Annotated in this window: 12 protein-coding genes; 7 read left to right on the forward strand and 5 right to left on the reverse strand. The window is 54.0% G+C overall.

The window, feature by feature from the left end; translation table 11 throughout:
- A complete protein-coding gene (locus KUE00_RS15345; RefSeq protein WP_246760760.1) occupies positions 1–1,512 on the reverse strand; it encodes a type IV pili methyl-accepting chemotaxis transducer N-terminal domain-containing protein in 1,512 nt (503 codons plus the stop codon).
- A 406-nt stretch (positions 1,513–1,918) separates the two neighbouring features.
- On the opposite strand from KUE00_RS15345, the gene KUE00_RS15350 reads away from it, so the two are divergent.
- From KUE00_RS15350 to KUE00_RS15365, 4 genes are all read left to right on the forward strand, one after another.
- A complete protein-coding gene (locus tag KUE00_RS15350) occupies positions 1,919–2,191 on the forward strand; it encodes a YdgH/BhsA/McbA-like domain containing protein (protein ID WP_246760761.1) in 273 nt (90 codons plus the stop codon).
- A 307-nt stretch (positions 2,192–2,498) separates the two neighbouring features.
- Entirely contained in the window at positions 2,499–3,962 is a 1,464-nt protein-coding gene (gene ansP, locus KUE00_RS15355) for an L-asparagine permease (RefSeq protein ID WP_246760762.1), read from the forward strand.
- A 121-nt stretch (positions 3,963–4,083) separates the two neighbouring features.
- Positions 4,084–4,665: a GDP-mannose pyrophosphatase NudK gene (nudK, locus tag KUE00_RS15360; protein WP_246760763.1), complete on the forward strand. Its 582-nt coding sequence runs from the start codon at positions 4,084–4,086 to the stop codon at positions 4,663–4,665.
- 522 nt (positions 4,666–5,187) lie between these two features.
- Positions 5,188–6,276 (forward strand): DUF1176 domain-containing protein, encoded by a 1,089-nt coding sequence (locus KUE00_RS15365; RefSeq protein WP_246760764.1) that lies wholly within the window; start codon positions 5,188–5,190, stop codon positions 6,274–6,276.
- A gap of 167 nt (positions 6,277–6,443) precedes the next feature.
- Here the strand turns inward: KUE00_RS15365 and tkt are convergent, their stop codons facing one another.
- From tkt to amiA, 4 genes are all read right to left on the reverse strand, one after another.
- The gene (gene tkt, locus KUE00_RS15370; RefSeq protein WP_246760765.1) at positions 6,444–8,444 is read right to left on the reverse strand and encodes a transketolase; all 2,001 of its coding nucleotides are present in this window, start codon (positions 8,442–8,444) and stop codon (positions 6,444–6,446) included.
- A gap of 99 nt (positions 8,445–8,543) precedes the next feature.
- Complete coding sequence (gene tal / locus KUE00_RS15375) at positions 8,544–9,494, reverse strand: transaldolase (RefSeq protein ID WP_246760766.1); 951 nt, start codon at positions 9,492–9,494, stop codon at positions 8,544–8,546.
- 507 nt (positions 9,495–10,001) lie between these two features.
- Positions 10,002–10,910, reverse strand: a complete 909-nt coding sequence (gene hemF / locus KUE00_RS15380; RefSeq protein WP_246760767.1) for an oxygen-dependent coproporphyrinogen oxidase — start codon at positions 10,908–10,910, stop codon at positions 10,002–10,004.
- Positions 10,911–11,005: 95 nt separating this feature from the next.
- Positions 11,006–11,872, reverse strand: a complete 867-nt coding sequence (gene amiA, locus KUE00_RS15385) for an N-acetylmuramoyl-L-alanine amidase AmiA (RefSeq protein ID WP_246760768.1) — start codon at positions 11,870–11,872, stop codon at positions 11,006–11,008.
- 269 nt (positions 11,873–12,141) lie between these two features.
- Here amiA and KUE00_RS15390 point away from each other — a divergent pair, with 269 nt between their 5' ends.
- The 3 genes from KUE00_RS15390 (at position 12,142) to KUE00_RS15400 (ending at position 13,754) form a co-directional block, all read left to right on the forward strand.
- Positions 12,142–12,567, forward strand: a complete 426-nt coding sequence (locus KUE00_RS15390; protein ID WP_246760769.1) for a GNAT family acetyltransferase — start codon at positions 12,142–12,144, stop codon at positions 12,565–12,567.
- Between the two features lie 30 nt (positions 12,568–12,597).
- Positions 12,598–13,047: a DUF2919 domain-containing protein gene (locus tag KUE00_RS15395; protein WP_246760798.1), complete on the forward strand. Its 450-nt coding sequence runs from the start codon at positions 12,598–12,600 to the stop codon at positions 13,045–13,047.
- 95 nt (positions 13,048–13,142) lie between these two features.
- Positions 13,143–13,754: an RpoE-regulated lipoprotein gene (locus KUE00_RS15400; protein ID WP_246760770.1), complete on the forward strand. Its 612-nt coding sequence runs from the start codon at positions 13,143–13,145 to the stop codon at positions 13,752–13,754.
- Positions 13,755–13,963: the final 209 nt, after the last annotated feature.

Below are 13,963 nucleotides of genomic sequence, written 5' to 3' on the forward strand. Positions count from 1 at the left end.
TTACGCTTTTTTCAGCGCAAAACGGAGAGATACCTGGCTGCCGCCGCCGTGCGGATGACTAATCTCCAGCCGACCCTGTAGACTTTTTGCGCGCTCCTGCATAATTGTAAGGCCGTAATGACCCGGTTTTGCCGCCTCGGGGTCAAAGCCCAGGCCGTTATCTTTCACCTCGATTTGTATCTCTTCGCTGTCTGGCTGCCCAATCTGCACGGTAATTTCGCTGGCTTTGGCATGGCGAATAGCGTTCAACAAAGCTTCCCGAACAATTTGTAACACGTGCACCTGCTGCTGGGCATCCAGATGCTGCCGTGTGGCTTTCCCCGTCAGGCTAATCGTTGCCTCCGTTTGCGGGCGAAGCTGGGCTATCACCTGACCAAGCGCGGTAGTGAGATCGGCAGGCGCGACCGAAAGACGAAAAGTGGTTAGCAGTTCTCGCAGCTGGCGGTTAGCTTCGCTCAGCGCCACGTCCGTTTCAGCCACAATCGCCAGCGCGGAGGGCTCTTTGACTACCGCTCGCTTCAGGCGTGCCATCTGGATACGTAAATAAACCAGCGACTGCGCCAGCGAATCGTGCAGCTCGCGGGCGATAGTTGCGCGCTCCTCCATCAGCAACAGATGCCGGACTTTTTGTTCGGCGTGCTCTAACTGTAGCGAGCGTGCCAGCATGGTTGCCAGACCCTGCATCAGCTGTGGCTCGCTGGCGCGCGCCTGCCAGCGCAGCAGGCCGCCTTCTGTCTCCTCCAGCGGCAGGCTGTACCAGGGTAAATTTTCATCCGCTTTGCCTGCGGCCTGCACCAGGCGAGACGAACTTAATTCAATTGCGGTCAGGTTTTCATGCTCCACCAGCAGCCCCAGCACCGGAGCCCAGGCCTTGTCATGGTTACGCAGCATTTCGGAACATTGATAAAGCAGCGCCAGCCGACGGTTCGCCTGGCGCAGATCGCTGGTTTTTTCTTTGATAGTCTCTTCAAGCCAGAGATATTGTCTGTCCAGCGCGCCGGACATTCGCGCAAAAGCCCTGGCCAGCAGAGCGATAGCGATAAACCCCAGCAGGCAGGCCGCAACCACCAGCTTCATTTTCAGCTCTGCCCAGTGCTGTAAGGCAAGAACAAAGCTGTCTATCTGCGCAACGTAATGGGAAATATTTTGCTGATAAAGCTGGCCGTTTCCCGTTTCCAGCCGGGGCCGCAACGCTTGCCAGGCGGCCAGCAGTGCCTGATAGCGCTCCTTAACGCTGGCCGGAACCCAGGCGTGGCGCAGAGAAAGCAATACCGGAGCCTGTACCGATTGCTGATAGCTGGCGATGTCCGCAGCAAGAGCGGGAGAGCGGGTTGCGGTATCCAGCGCCAGGCGATAGCTTTGCATCCGTAGCGAACCGGCCATATTAAGCGCTTCTGCGTCGCGCAGGCTGGCTGAGAGCGTCAACAACGCCAGCAACGAGCAGAAAAAGGCGAGCAGCACGATGGCGAACAGGGCACGACTCAGGCTACGGGTAACGGAACGTTTTAGCATCTGTGGCTCCTGACGGGTTAATACGGCAGTCGGTTAAGGAAGTAAGCTCTGGCTATTCAGCCGAATTTTGTGAACCTGAACGAAGAGGGCGCAGCATTGTAACCCCGGCTGTCGCGAGGACGCAGCAGCAATAGCGGACTATTGCGTCAGATCAAAAATGCCTGGATGAATACTTGCCGTATTACGCAGCGGCGGATAAAGTGGGCTTAGGGTTGCTACTACATAGTCATACAAAGTTACATCAAAGATAAAAAGTAACTATTACTGACGCTTCTTTTGACAAATGCTTAATAGCATCACATTCCTTTAACGCTTTTACCCCTTGCTTACTCTGCTTTTCATCCCGCACGTCATAATCAACTCCGTAACGATTAAACGTTTTCCAGAATCCTGGCAGGAGTTTGCTATGACTAAACTATCCGCAATCTTTGCTGCCGCCGTACTGGCGGCAACATCATTTTCGACGCTCGCCGCGACTCAGGTCGATGAAAGCCAGAGCCAGAATTTACAGCAAATGGGTACGGTTTCCGTCTCCGGCGTCCACGGTTCGTTTGATGATGCTACCGCCCGCCTGGCGCAGAAAGCTGAACAAATGGGTGCCGGCCACTACCGTATTATTCGTACCGAAACCCCCGGTGACTCCAGCCTGTGGAGTGGTAACGCCGAGATTTACCGCTAAGTCCATCCCCATGTAGCCTTTCCCCCCTTTGGAGAGCCGACCGCAAGATGCGGTCGGTTTTTTTATGCGCCATCCAGCAAAAATTACAAAACCTCACGATTTCCGCCACAGAGTTTTTGCGTCAGCTTTACAGAACGGTTAGGATGCATCGCCGCGATTTTTCCCGCTTCCGTCAAGACTATAACTACAGGAAGAGAGGAAAAGCCCGGGCTTTTGCGCAGCAGCGCAATCGTTTGGTTGGCAACAGAACTCAGGAGGCCCGGGAGGGGCAGCCGTAACACTGTGGACAGGATAATTAGGATAGAAAATGAAAGCTGATAAAAAAGCGGTTGCAGACAAGCGCGCCGCAAGACGACGTTGGTTAAATTCTCATGATTCCGGCTATCACAAAGCGATGGACAATCGACATGTACAGATGATTGCTATCGGCGGGGCTATCGGTACGGGCTTATTCCTTGGCGCGGGTGCTCGTTTACAAATTGCCGGACCGGCGTTGGCGATTGTCTATCTGGTATGCGGTATTTTCTCTTTCTTTATCTTGCGAGCGCTGGGCGAACTGGTTTTACACCGTCCTTCCAGCGGCAGTTTTGTCTCCTACGCCCGTGAATTTCTGGGTGAAAAAGCCTCCTACGTGGCGGGCTGGATGTATTTTGTTAACTGGGCGATGACCGGCATTGTCGATATCACCGCCGTTGCGCTTTATATGCACTATTGGGGCGCGTTTGGTGACGTTCCGCAGTGGGTCTTCGCGCTGGGCGCGCTGGCCATCGTCGGTACGATGAATATGATCGGCGTAAAATGGTTTGCCGAAATGGAGTTCTGGTTCGCGCTGGTTAAGGTACTGGCGATTGCCATCTTCCTGATTGTCGGCGTGGTTTTCCTGGGCACCGGCAAGCCGCTGGACGGCAATGCCACCGGTTTCCACCTGATTACCGATAACGGCGGTTTCTTCCCGCATGGTCTGCTGCCCGCGCTGGTGCTGGTACAGGGCGTGGTCTTCGCCTTTGCCTCTATCGAGCTGGTGGGAACGGCGGCCGGCGAGTGTAAAGATCCAAAAACCATGCTGCCAAAAGCGATCAATAGCGTGATCTGGCGTATTGGCCTGTTCTATGTAGGCTCGGTGGTACTGCTGGTTCTGCTGCTGCCGTGGAACGCTTACCAGGCGGGGCAAAGCCCGTTCGTGACCTTCTTCTCTAAGCTGGGCGTGCCTTATATCGGCAGCATCATGAACATCGTTGTGCTCAGCGCGGCCCTCTCCAGCCTGAACTCCGGCCTTTATTCGACCGGTCGTATCCTGCGCTCAATGTCTATGGGCGGCTCGGCACCGAAGTTCCTCTCAAAAATGAGCGGTCAGCAGGTACCTTACATGGGCATTCTGGTTACGGTAGCCGTTTATATCATTGGCGTCTGGCTGAACTATATCGTGCCGTCGCGCGTGTTTGAGATCGTACTGAATATCGCCTCGCTGGGCATTATTACTTCCTGGGGCTTTATTGTGGTTTGCCAGATGCGCCTGCGTAAAGCGATCAAAGAAGGAAAGGCGGAAGACGTCAGCTTCAAGCTGCCGTGGGCACCGTTTACTTCATGGCTGACGCTGCTGTTTTTGGTTAGCGTAGTAGTGCTGATGGCGTTTGATTATCCAAACGGCACCTACACCGTGGCTTCCATCCCGCTGATTGCCGTGATTCTGGTGCTGGGCTGGTTTGGCGTGCGTAAACGCGCGCAGGAAATCGCGCAAGCCGAGCATGCACACGAAGAAAACGTGCAGTAATGCTGGTTTGATAGCGTAAGGCGGCCCTGGTGGCCGCCTTTTTTTATGGCGGCTTTCAGATAGTTTTTCCCTCATTCCGATCTTATGATAAGACACTTCCGCTAACGGCAACGGAGCCGCTATGTCAGCCAAAGTCGAAGTAATTAAAAACAAAGTCCTGTCAGAAAACTGGTTTGTGCTGCGAAATTTCACCTACGATCTGACCACCAAAAACGGCGAAACTATCCGCCATAAGCGAGAAGTTTACGATCGCGGCGACGGTGCCACTATCCTGCTTTACCATCGCCAGAAAAACAGCGTTATTCTGACCCGCCAGTTTCGTATTGCTACCTGGTTAAACGGCAACGATAGCGGCCTGCTGATAGAAGCCTGCGCCGGACTGCTGGACAACGACTCGCCTGAAGAGTGTATCCGTAAAGAAGCGATAGAAGAGACAGGGTATCAGGTTGGCAAAGTAGAGAAGCTCTACGATCTCTACATGTCGCCAGGCGGCGTCACTGAACGGCTACACTTTTTTGCCGCAGAATATGATGACGCGCTGCGGGCAACGGCAGGCGGCGGCGTCGGTGATGAAGATATTGACGTCATGGAAGTGACTTTTCCTCAAGCCTGGGCAATGGTCAAAGATGGCCGCATTAAAGACTGCAAGACCGTGATGCTGCTACAGCATGCATTACTTGAGGGCTGGCTGACGCTGAATTAAGCCTGGGCTGCTGCGCAAGCGAACGGGCAGAAAATTAATAATTCCCGTCTTATAAAGATATATTGTTGCGGCCTTAAAACAGAAGGCCGATCTTTTTTTATTAAAAGTAACTTAATGGTTGTCTTTTAAAGTCTGTGCTACACGTTTTAATAAATTATGCGGGCAGTGAAATTAGATATTTAAAAATAAACGCGCTATCGGCATTATGTTGCCAGGGTATTCCAAAAGATTACACGCGATGAAAAGGTGATGAATATCACATAATTAAGCTCCGATCTGTTTTTCGGAATGAAATAACCTTGTTTTTTAAGGTGTTAAAAAGCGTTATCCTCACCTCAGGATTTGCCCCGTTTTCTTGTCCGATTATTCCGATTGAGTCAAACCTTTGCAAACGGCATGATGAAATAAATAACGTAGCCTGATGCCTTACGCTGTGACAACTTCAGCCGATTTAAGGAGGCTGATTAACAATGACTACGCTATGCTTACTGCTTAACTGTCATTCGGGGATACGGGTTATCAATGCATTACTGGATAAAGTTACCTCTGGCGCTGCTGTTTTTCGCCGCTGCACTGCATGCTGAACCCTTACAAAAAACATTTTCTGACTGGCAGATTACCTGTAATAACCAGAATTACTGCGTAGCGCGCAGCTTTCCGGGCGTGAATGGTCTGGTCATGACCGTAAGCCGTCATGCCGGCGTTAACGATCGGCCTTTTCTACGTATTGACTACGGTAGCCGTTATACCGGCAAGCTAAGCGGCGCGGCATTACAGGATAACCTGCTGCTGGATGGACAACGCCTCAAGCCCGATTTAAAGCACTGGGAAGTCCAGCCGCACCACCTTTCGACCAGCCACGCTATTTCTATTAACGAATTTCTCTCGCTGGTATCAGAAGCGGATAACTTACAGCTTCTTTATCGGCCTCATGCCAATATTTCCCTGCACGGTCTGAAGGCATCTTTGCTACTGATGGATGACGTGCAGGGACGAGTCAACAGCACGAGTGCCTGGATTAAAAAGGGCAGTCGACCTGCCACAGATGTCCCGCCGCCGCCGGTGACTACACTGCCCGTTTCACAAGCGATTCCGCCTGCCTTAACGCGTGAAGAGACGACGGGCCTGCTTGATTACGGCACCTGGCGAATTAATACCGATCGCTGTTCGCTGGATCCGCAGAGAAGGCAGGTCAGCGTTGCGCCGCTTAATGATAAAAAGGCGCTATTGCTGATTGGCTGCGAAATGGGTGCCTATAACGTAATCGATCTGGCGTTCGAAGTTACCCGTAGCCAGCCTTATATAGCCAGAGGATTAACGCTGACGTTACCTTTTACGCCGCCACATCGTAGCGATAAGAAGCTGGAGCTTATCAACGCGGAATATGACGCCAGCCGCGGAGAACTGCTTACGTTTGGTAAGGGAAGGGGACTGGGCGACTGCGGTACCGCATCGCGCTGGCAATATAATGGCCGCGAGTTCGTGCTGGCGGAATATGCCGAAGAGCGAACCTGTGATGCCTGGCACGGCAGCGATGACTGGCCAACGTTGTGGACCACCACCCGAGAGGCACCGGCTCTGGACAGTTCGCAGGACGGGCGTAGCCAGTAAGGTATTCAGGCGGGCGCAGCCAGTAAGGTATTCAGGGCGGGCGCAGCCAGTAACGTATTCAGGATGGGGAAGCCAGCACAGGGGATCAGGACGGGCGCGGTCGTGCCTGATAATCCAAAAAAAATGCCCCACCACGCGGGCAGGGCATCGGGCTTACTCAGCTACAATCAGTGTGGCTTCAGCAGTTTTTCCGCATGGCTGACGATGTTTTCCACCGTGAAACCAAATTCGTTAAACAGCTTCTCGGCCGGTGCTGACTCACCAAAGGTGGTCATCCCGACGATAGCGCCGTTCAGGCCAACATATTTGTACCAGTAATCAGCAATACCGGCCTCAACGGCCACGCGAGCGGTAACGCCAGAAGGCAGCACGGATTCACGGTAAGCGGTATCCTGCTTATCAAACAGATCGGTTGACGGCATGGAAACCACACGAACTTTATGACCGTTGGCGGTCAGCTTCGCTTCTGCACCCAGCGTGATTTCTACTTCTGAACCGGTGGCAATCAGAATCACTTCCGGCGTGCCTTCACAATCCTTCAGCACGTAAGCACCGCGAGAAATGTTTTCCAGCTGGGCCTTAGTACGTTCCGGCTGCGCCAGGTTCTGACGAGACAGGATCAGCGCGGTAGGACCATGGTGACGCTCAATCGCATGCTTCCACGCCACTGCCGTTTCCACCTGGTCGCACGGACGCCAGACGCTCATGTTTGGCGTAACGCGCAGGCTGGCGATCTGCTCAACCGGCTGGTGCGTCGGGCCATCTTCGCCCAGACCGATAGAGTCATGGGTATAAACCAGGATCTGACGCGCTTTCATCAGCGCAGCCATACGCACTGCGTTACGGGCATATTCCACAAACATCAGGAAGGTCGCGGTATAAGGCACAAAGCCGCCGTGGTGCGCGATACCGTTAGCGATAGCGGTCATACCAAATTCGCGTACGCCGTAGTGGATATAGTTACCCGCCAGGTCGTCTTTGATTGATTTAGAGCCGGACCAGATAGTCAGGTTGCTTGGCGCAAGGTCGGCCGAGCCGCCCAGGAATTCCGGCAGCAGCTTGCCATAGGCTTCCAGCGAGTTCTGCGAAGCTTTACGGCTGGCGATCTTCGCCGGATTAGCCTGCAGCTCTTCGATAAACTTCTGGGTTTCCTGCTGCCAGTTTTCCGGCATGCCGCCATCCATACGGCGAGAATACTCTTTCGCCAGTTCAGGATAGGCCGCTTTATACGCTGCGAACTTGTCGTTCCACTCTTTTTCGCGCTGCTGACCAGCCTCTTTGGCATCCCACTGTGCATAGATATCCTGTGGAATTTCGAACGGCGGGTAGTTCCAGCCAAGCTGCTTACGGGTCAGAGCAATTTCTTCATCGCCCAGCGCCGCGCCGTGCGCTTCTTCTTTACCCGCTTTATTCGGCGAACCGAAGCCGATAATAGTGCGGCAGATAATCAGTGAAGGCTTGTCGGTAACGCTTTGCGCTTCTTTAATCGCTTTGGCTACGGCTTCAGCGTCGTGGCCATCAACTTCGCTGATAACGTGCCAGTTATAGGCTTCAAAACGTTTAGCGGTATCGTCGCTGAACCAGCCTTCCACTTCGCCATCGATAGAGATGCCGTTATGGTCATAGAAACCGATCAGCTTACCGAGACCCAGCGTACCGGCCAGCGAGCAGACCTCATGCGAAATCCCTTCCATCAGGCAGCCGTCACCCATAAAGACATAGGTGTGGTGATCGACGATCTCATGGTCAGGACGGTTAAACTGCGCGCCCAGCGTGCGTTCGGCAATGGCCAGGCCAACGGCGTTTGCCAGGCCCTGACCCAGCGGGCCGGTAGTGGTTTCGACGCCCGGCGTGTAGCCAATTTCCGGATGGCCAGGCGTTTTAGAATGCAGCTGACGGAAGTTTTTCAGTTCTTCGATCGGCAAATCATAACCACTCAGATGCAGCAGGCTATACAGCAGCATCGAGCCATGGCCGTTGGACAGGATAAAACGGTCGCGGTCGGCCCAGGCCGGATTGGTCGGGTTATGATGTAAAAAATCGCGCCACAGCACTTCGGCAATATCTGCCATACCCATTGGGGCGCCCGGATGGCCCGATTTGGCTTTTTGCACGGCATCCATACTCAACGCACGGATAGCATTAGCCAGTTCTCTACGTGAAGACATACTTTTCTCCCTGATTTTTGAAGGGGTCAAACTGAGCGAATAAACGCCGGGGGGAAGTTGTTCCCCGACGAAGCGCGTCGGGGAAGCCCATCAACTGAATTACAGTTTAGCGGCCAGCACGTCTTCCAGATGCTGCTGGTCAACGGCGAACTGACGGATGCCGTCGGCCAGTTTTTCTACCGCCATTGGATCCTGGTTATGTTCCCAACGGAACTCGGCTTCAGACAGCGGCGCAGGCTGATGGAACGCTTCCGTAGAAGGCGTCAGTTTACGTTCAACCGGCGCATCGCTGGCCTGCAGCTCTTCCAGCAGGTTTGGCGAAATGGTCAGGCGATCGCAGCCCGCCAGCGCAATGATCTGCTCCGTTTTACGGAAGCTTGCGCCCATAATCACCGTGTTATAACGATGCTGCTTGTAGTATTCATAGATTTTACGGACGGAAACTACGCCTGGATCTTCATCAACCACATAAGGGTCAAGCGGCTTGCGGCTGTTGTACCAGTCATAAATACGGCCAACGAATGGCGAAATCAGGAATACGCCAGCTTCGGCACAGGCGCGGGCCTGAGCGAAGGAGAACAGCAGCGTCAGGTTACAGTTGATGCCGTTTTTTTCCAGCTCTTCCGCCGCGCGAATGCCTTCCCAGGTGGAGGCCAGTTTAATCAGAATACGTGAACGGTCGATGCCGTTATCTTCATACATTCTGACCAGCTTCTCGGCCTTGGTTACGCACATGCCGCGGTCAAACGACAGGCGAGCGTCCACCTCGGTAGAAACGCGGCCAGGCACGCTTTTCAGGATTTCCATACCGAGGTTGACGTTGACTTTGTCGCTGGCGTTAATAATCTGCGTCTCTTTGCTGCCGCCCTGTTTTTTGGCGTAGTCGATAGCATCGGTAATCAGGTGTTTATAGGAGTCGAGGCTGGAAGCTTTCAGGATCAGAGATGGGTTGGTGGTGGCGTCTTCCGGATGATAATTGCGAATGGATTCAATATCGCCACTGTCTGCCACCACGGTGGTGTACTGTTTTAGTGCGTCTAGCTGGTTCATCTCATAGCTCCTTGATATGCAATCTGCAAAACGAATGTAACCGTGCCGGATAGTGGGTTGTCGGCGGGAAGAGCGCCCCTCTGGCGAAACACCAAAGCCGAGCGGCCCGGCCTGCATGTCAGGATTTTGCCAGGTCGGCTTTACCGTCACGGTAGTCTGTTCTCAGGCCAAACATTGCATCAGACGTCCTGTAATAGAAATGCGTTTTCTCTGATTGTTGCAATGGGTTAGCCCGATGGTAAGGCATATGTATAAGAATGCCGCACCCAAAAGTGTAGCAGTTCTTTAGCATTGCGGCAGGGAACCGCACTGGCTGCCACTTTTGCAGGCGTAACGCTGACAAATTTTCAGGCGTGACGCTGACAGAAGATCTCAGGCTGGCAGGAAAGAAGAGGCTGGCTGTCGGTCCACCTGATTTTCATGCCTGAGCCTGCAGAATAAACAGGCTCAGGAAGGATGACAAAGGAAACGGCTCAACTTCTGGAGATGTGTCGCATAATAAAACCGCTAAATCCAGCTTTTGACCGGCAGAAAATCGGTGTAGAGCGCGGCTTCCGGCGTGCCCGGCTCCGGCTGAAAGTCATATTCCCAGCGCACCAGCGGCGGCATCGACATTAGAATAGACTCGGTACGGCCACCGGTCTGCAAGCCAAACAGCGTGCCGCGATCCCATACCAGATTAAATTCGACATAGCGGCCACGGCGGTAGAGCTGGAACTGGCGCTCGCGCTCTCCCCATGCCAGCGCTTTACGCCGCTCAATGATTGGCAAATAGGCCTGTAGAAAACCTTCGCCAACCGCCTGCGTGAAGCGGAAGCAGTGATCAAAGTCTGGCGTATTTAAATCGTCAAAAAACAGGCCGCCAATGCCGCGCTGCTCGTTGCGGTGTTTAATAAAGAAGTAGTCGTCGCACCACTTTTTATAGCGTGGATAAACCTCTTCGCCGAACGGCTGGCAGAGGTCGGACGCGGTTTGATGCCAGTGTACGGCATCTTCAGTAAAGCCGTAGTAGGGCGTCATATCGAAGCCGCCGCCGAACCACCACACCGGATCGGCACCCGGTTTTTCCGCAATAAAAAAGCGTACGTTGGCGTGGCTGGTAGGAACGTAAGGATTTTCCGGATGAATCACCAGCGACACGCCCATCGCCTCAAAGCTGCGGCCCGCCAGTTCAGGCCGGTGCGCGGTGGCGGACGCGGGCATCTGGTCGCCGTGAACGTGGGAAAAGTTTACGCCGGCCTGTTCAAAAATGGCACCGCCGCGCAGCACGCGACTGCGTCCACCGCCGCCGCCTTCGCGCGTCCAGCTGTCCTCTTCAAACCGTGCTTTTCCGTCAGCCTGCGCCAGCTGCTGACAAATAGTATCCTGTAAATTAAGCAGAAACTGCTTTACCTGGGCGATATCGGGTAGGTTCATGATTTAGCCTGACAGTAAAATGACGCGCGAAGTATACGTCAAAAAACCTTAGCCGGGTTGCCGGTAAGCCGCAATCGGCACGTCAGGCTACGGCATCAGCTGTGACGGCGGTTATTGGCGTCAAATTCGTCAAAGTAACCGGTTATGCCGCTAACGATGGCGCTGGCTATTTTACGGCGAAAGGCGGTGGTGCCCAGCAGCCGCTCTTCTGCCGGGTTGGTGATAAACGAGGTTTCCACCAGCACGGAAGGAATAGAAGGGGATTTCAGGACGGCGAAGGCGGCCTGTTCCGTATGCTGGCTATGCAGATGGTGCATCGGGCGGATCTGGTTCAGCACGTGCTTGCCCAGCGTCAGGCTGTTTTTAATGGTATCGGTCTGCACCAGATCGAACAGCACCTGCTGTAGATAGTGATCTTTCTGCGCCACCTTCACGCCGCCTACTTCATCCGCCGCGTTCTCTCTTTCTGACAGATAACGCGCCATCCGGCTGCTGGCACCACGGTTAGAGAGCGCAAAAACCGACGCGCCGTTGGCTGCCGGACTGGTAAAACCGTCCGCGTGAATAGACATAAACAGGTCGGCCCCGTGCTGGTGAGCAATCTCAACGCGCTCACCAAGCGGAATAAAGTGGTCGGTTTCACGCGTTAGCCGCGCTTCGATATGCGGATGGTCGTTTAGCATCTCGCGAATGTGTCCGGCAATCTCTAAGACAACGTGCTTCTCTTCCGAGCCTTCTTCGCCGACGGCGCCAGAATCGATGCCGCCGTGACCGGGGTCGATCATCACAATTTTCTTGCCGTTTTTCTGCGGTGGGGCAGGTTGCGTTTTGCCATGAGAGGTGGTTTTTAGCGGCGCTTCTTTTGCCCGGGCGGGTTTATTGGCCAACAATGCCAGCGCCAGGCCGGAAAGCAGCAGGTTACGGCGAGAAGTCAGCGGAGTCATCGGGCCAAACTTTTTCATTACAACATCCTTAAAGTACAAAGTGCCCATTGTTATAGCGTAACAATGGAACAACGGCGAGGCGGGAACTATTTCAGCGCTTTACTTTTTATTTCAACAGGCTAATGGCGCGATAAAAGCCGTCGCGGCACAGACGAGTTATTACCGTACAGCTTGCAGATAAGCTGACCAGACGGGCCTTGTAAAAGGGAATTATTGAGCCTGGAGCTTGCACCCGCGAAAGAAACCGCGATAATCAGCGAATTATGGTTAACATCTGGGGTAACGCTGTGGAAATTCGCGTATTTAGCCAGGACGATTTTGAAGAAGTCATCACGCTGTGGGAACGTTGCGATCTGCTGCGCCCGTGGAACGATCCTGAAATGGATATTGAGCGCAAGCTTAACCACGATCCCGACCTGTTTCTGGTTGCGGTCGTCGGCGGCGTGGTAGTCGGTACGCTAATGGGCGGTTACGATGGCCATCGCGGTTCCGCTTACTATCTTGGCGTGCATCCCGACTATCAGGGCCGTGGCTTTGCCAACGCGCTGATCAACCGGCTGGAAAAAAAGCTGATTGCGCGCGGCTGTCCAAAGATCAACGTGATGGTGCGGGAAGAAAACGATGCGGTGCTGGGTTTTTATGAAAAGCTGGATTATGAAACGCAGGACAGCATGTTGCTGGGCAAGCGTTTGATTGAAGATCGCGAATATTAACAGACGGCAAGGACGCATTCTCCCGCCATGATGTCTTACACTCCCGATGATTATGATGCGAAAGGCCAGCTAAAGCTGCCGCTGGCGTTCTGGGCCGCTTTGCTGCTTCAGGCCAGAACCTGGCTGCTGTTTATCATGGCGGGCGCTTCGCGGCAGCAGGGTACGGAGCTGCTGGAGCTTTTTTATCCGGACACGCATGCGTTCTGGATTGGTATAGCGCTTGGCGTACCGGCGGCCATCGGTCTGTTGTTGACCGGCTATCGCCAGCGGTTGCCGCGCCTCTGGCAGACATGGCGCTGGGTCTTGTTGCTGACGCTGGCGGCGATGCTCTGTCTACAAATCGCCAGCCTGTGGCCGGGCGACGATGCGCTGTCGCCGTGGCTGATTTTGTTTACCGGTTTTGACGGGCTTGCGCTCGCCTGGTTTGGCTTAAGTCGGCGACTGCGCGACTGCTTTCGTCCGGAGCTGAATGCCGGATAAAACTTTTCTGCCAATTCGTACTCCAACCTCTCTCTGAGCGCGCTGCCGGAGCCTGTTGTTCGCAGTCGCCCGCTTTTTATTTTTCAGGAGTTTGTATGAAAACCGTTCGTCCTTTAGTCCTCGTCACGGCTTTGATGATGGCAGGCTGCGCCAGCTCTGAGGCGACAGCGCCCGCCAGCAGCGGCGCTACCTGGTGGAATCCGCTAACCTATTCGTGGTCCAGCCTGGCGCCCTGGCACTGGTTTGGATCTTCCGTTGAGGTAAGCGAGCAGGGCGTCGGCGGGCTGAATGGCGCAACCGCGATGAACGAAAAAGCAATCGGCGAAGGGCTAAGCGGCAATTATCAGGTGCGGAAAGGCATGCGCGGCGAGAACGGCAACGTGATCACCTTCTTTCAGGCGCTGGACGACAAGCAGGTAAAAGTAGAAGTGCTTGGCGACACCACGGTCAGCCAGATTGACGTGACGGACAGCGATGTTAAAACTTCGACCGGCATTAAAATCGGCACGCCTTTCAGCGATCTTTACAGTCGTGCTTTTGGTTCCTGCTATAAAGCTTCGGGTAGCGACGGCGTAGAGTGTAAAGCCCCGGACAGTCAGCATATCAGCTACGTATTTTCCGGTGAGTGGCACGGACCGGAAGGACTGCTGCCAGCGGATGATGCGTTGAAAAACTGGAAGGTAAGTAAAATTATCTGGCGCCGCTAAGGTTACGCGATTTTGAACTCAGGCGCTGCACTTAGTCATTGCAGCGCCTGAAGATAGCGTGCTGGCTTTACCTGCCTTGTTCTGTCGCCATCGTTGCCACCCACCGCTCTTATCCCACCTCGCGCATAACCAATTCCGGGCGCTTATAGCTTTTTAAACTTCTAAATCACCAAACGGTATATAAAACCGTTACTGCTTTTCGTGTGGTT

The sequence above is a fragment of the Erwinia phyllosphaerae genome (assembly GCF_019132875.1).
GTDB lineage: Bacteria > Pseudomonadota > Gammaproteobacteria > Enterobacterales > Enterobacteriaceae > Erwinia > Erwinia phyllosphaerae.

What these genes read in the sequence shown, in the direction of transcription:
- KUE00_RS15345 (WP_246760760.1), bottom strand. Translation starts at nt 1,512, where the DNA reads ATGCTAAAACGTTCCGTTACCCGTAGCCTGAGTCGTGCCCTGTTCGCC.
- KUE00_RS15350 (WP_246760761.1), top strand. Translation starts at nt 1,919, where the DNA reads ATGACTAAACTATCCGCAATCTTTGCTGCCGCCGTACTGGCGGCAACA.
- ansP (WP_246760762.1), top strand. Translation starts at nt 2,499, where the DNA reads ATGAAAGCTGATAAAAAAGCGGTTGCAGACAAGCGCGCCGCAAGACGA.
- nudK (WP_246760763.1), top strand. Translation starts at nt 4,084, where the DNA reads ATGTCAGCCAAAGTCGAAGTAATTAAAAACAAAGTCCTGTCAGAAAAC.
- KUE00_RS15365 (WP_246760764.1), top strand. Translation starts at nt 5,188, where the DNA reads ATGCATTACTGGATAAAGTTACCTCTGGCGCTGCTGTTTTTCGCCGCT.
- tkt (WP_246760765.1), bottom strand. Translation starts at nt 8,444, where the DNA reads ATGTCTTCACGTAGAGAACTGGCTAATGCTATCCGTGCGTTGAGTATG.
- tal (WP_246760766.1), bottom strand. Translation starts at nt 9,494, where the DNA reads ATGAACCAGCTAGACGCACTAAAACAGTACACCACCGTGGTGGCAGAC.
- hemF (WP_246760767.1), bottom strand. Translation starts at nt 10,910, where the DNA reads ATGAACCTACCCGATATCGCCCAGGTAAAGCAGTTTCTGCTTAATTTA.
- amiA (WP_246760768.1), bottom strand. Translation starts at nt 11,872, where the DNA reads ATGAAAAAGTTTGGCCCGATGACTCCGCTGACTTCTCGCCGTAACCTG.
- KUE00_RS15395 (WP_246760798.1), top strand. Translation starts at nt 12,598, where the DNA reads ATGTCTTACACTCCCGATGATTATGATGCGAAAGGCCAGCTAAAGCTG.
- KUE00_RS15400 (WP_246760770.1), top strand. Translation starts at nt 13,143, where the DNA reads ATGAAAACCGTTCGTCCTTTAGTCCTCGTCACGGCTTTGATGATGGCA.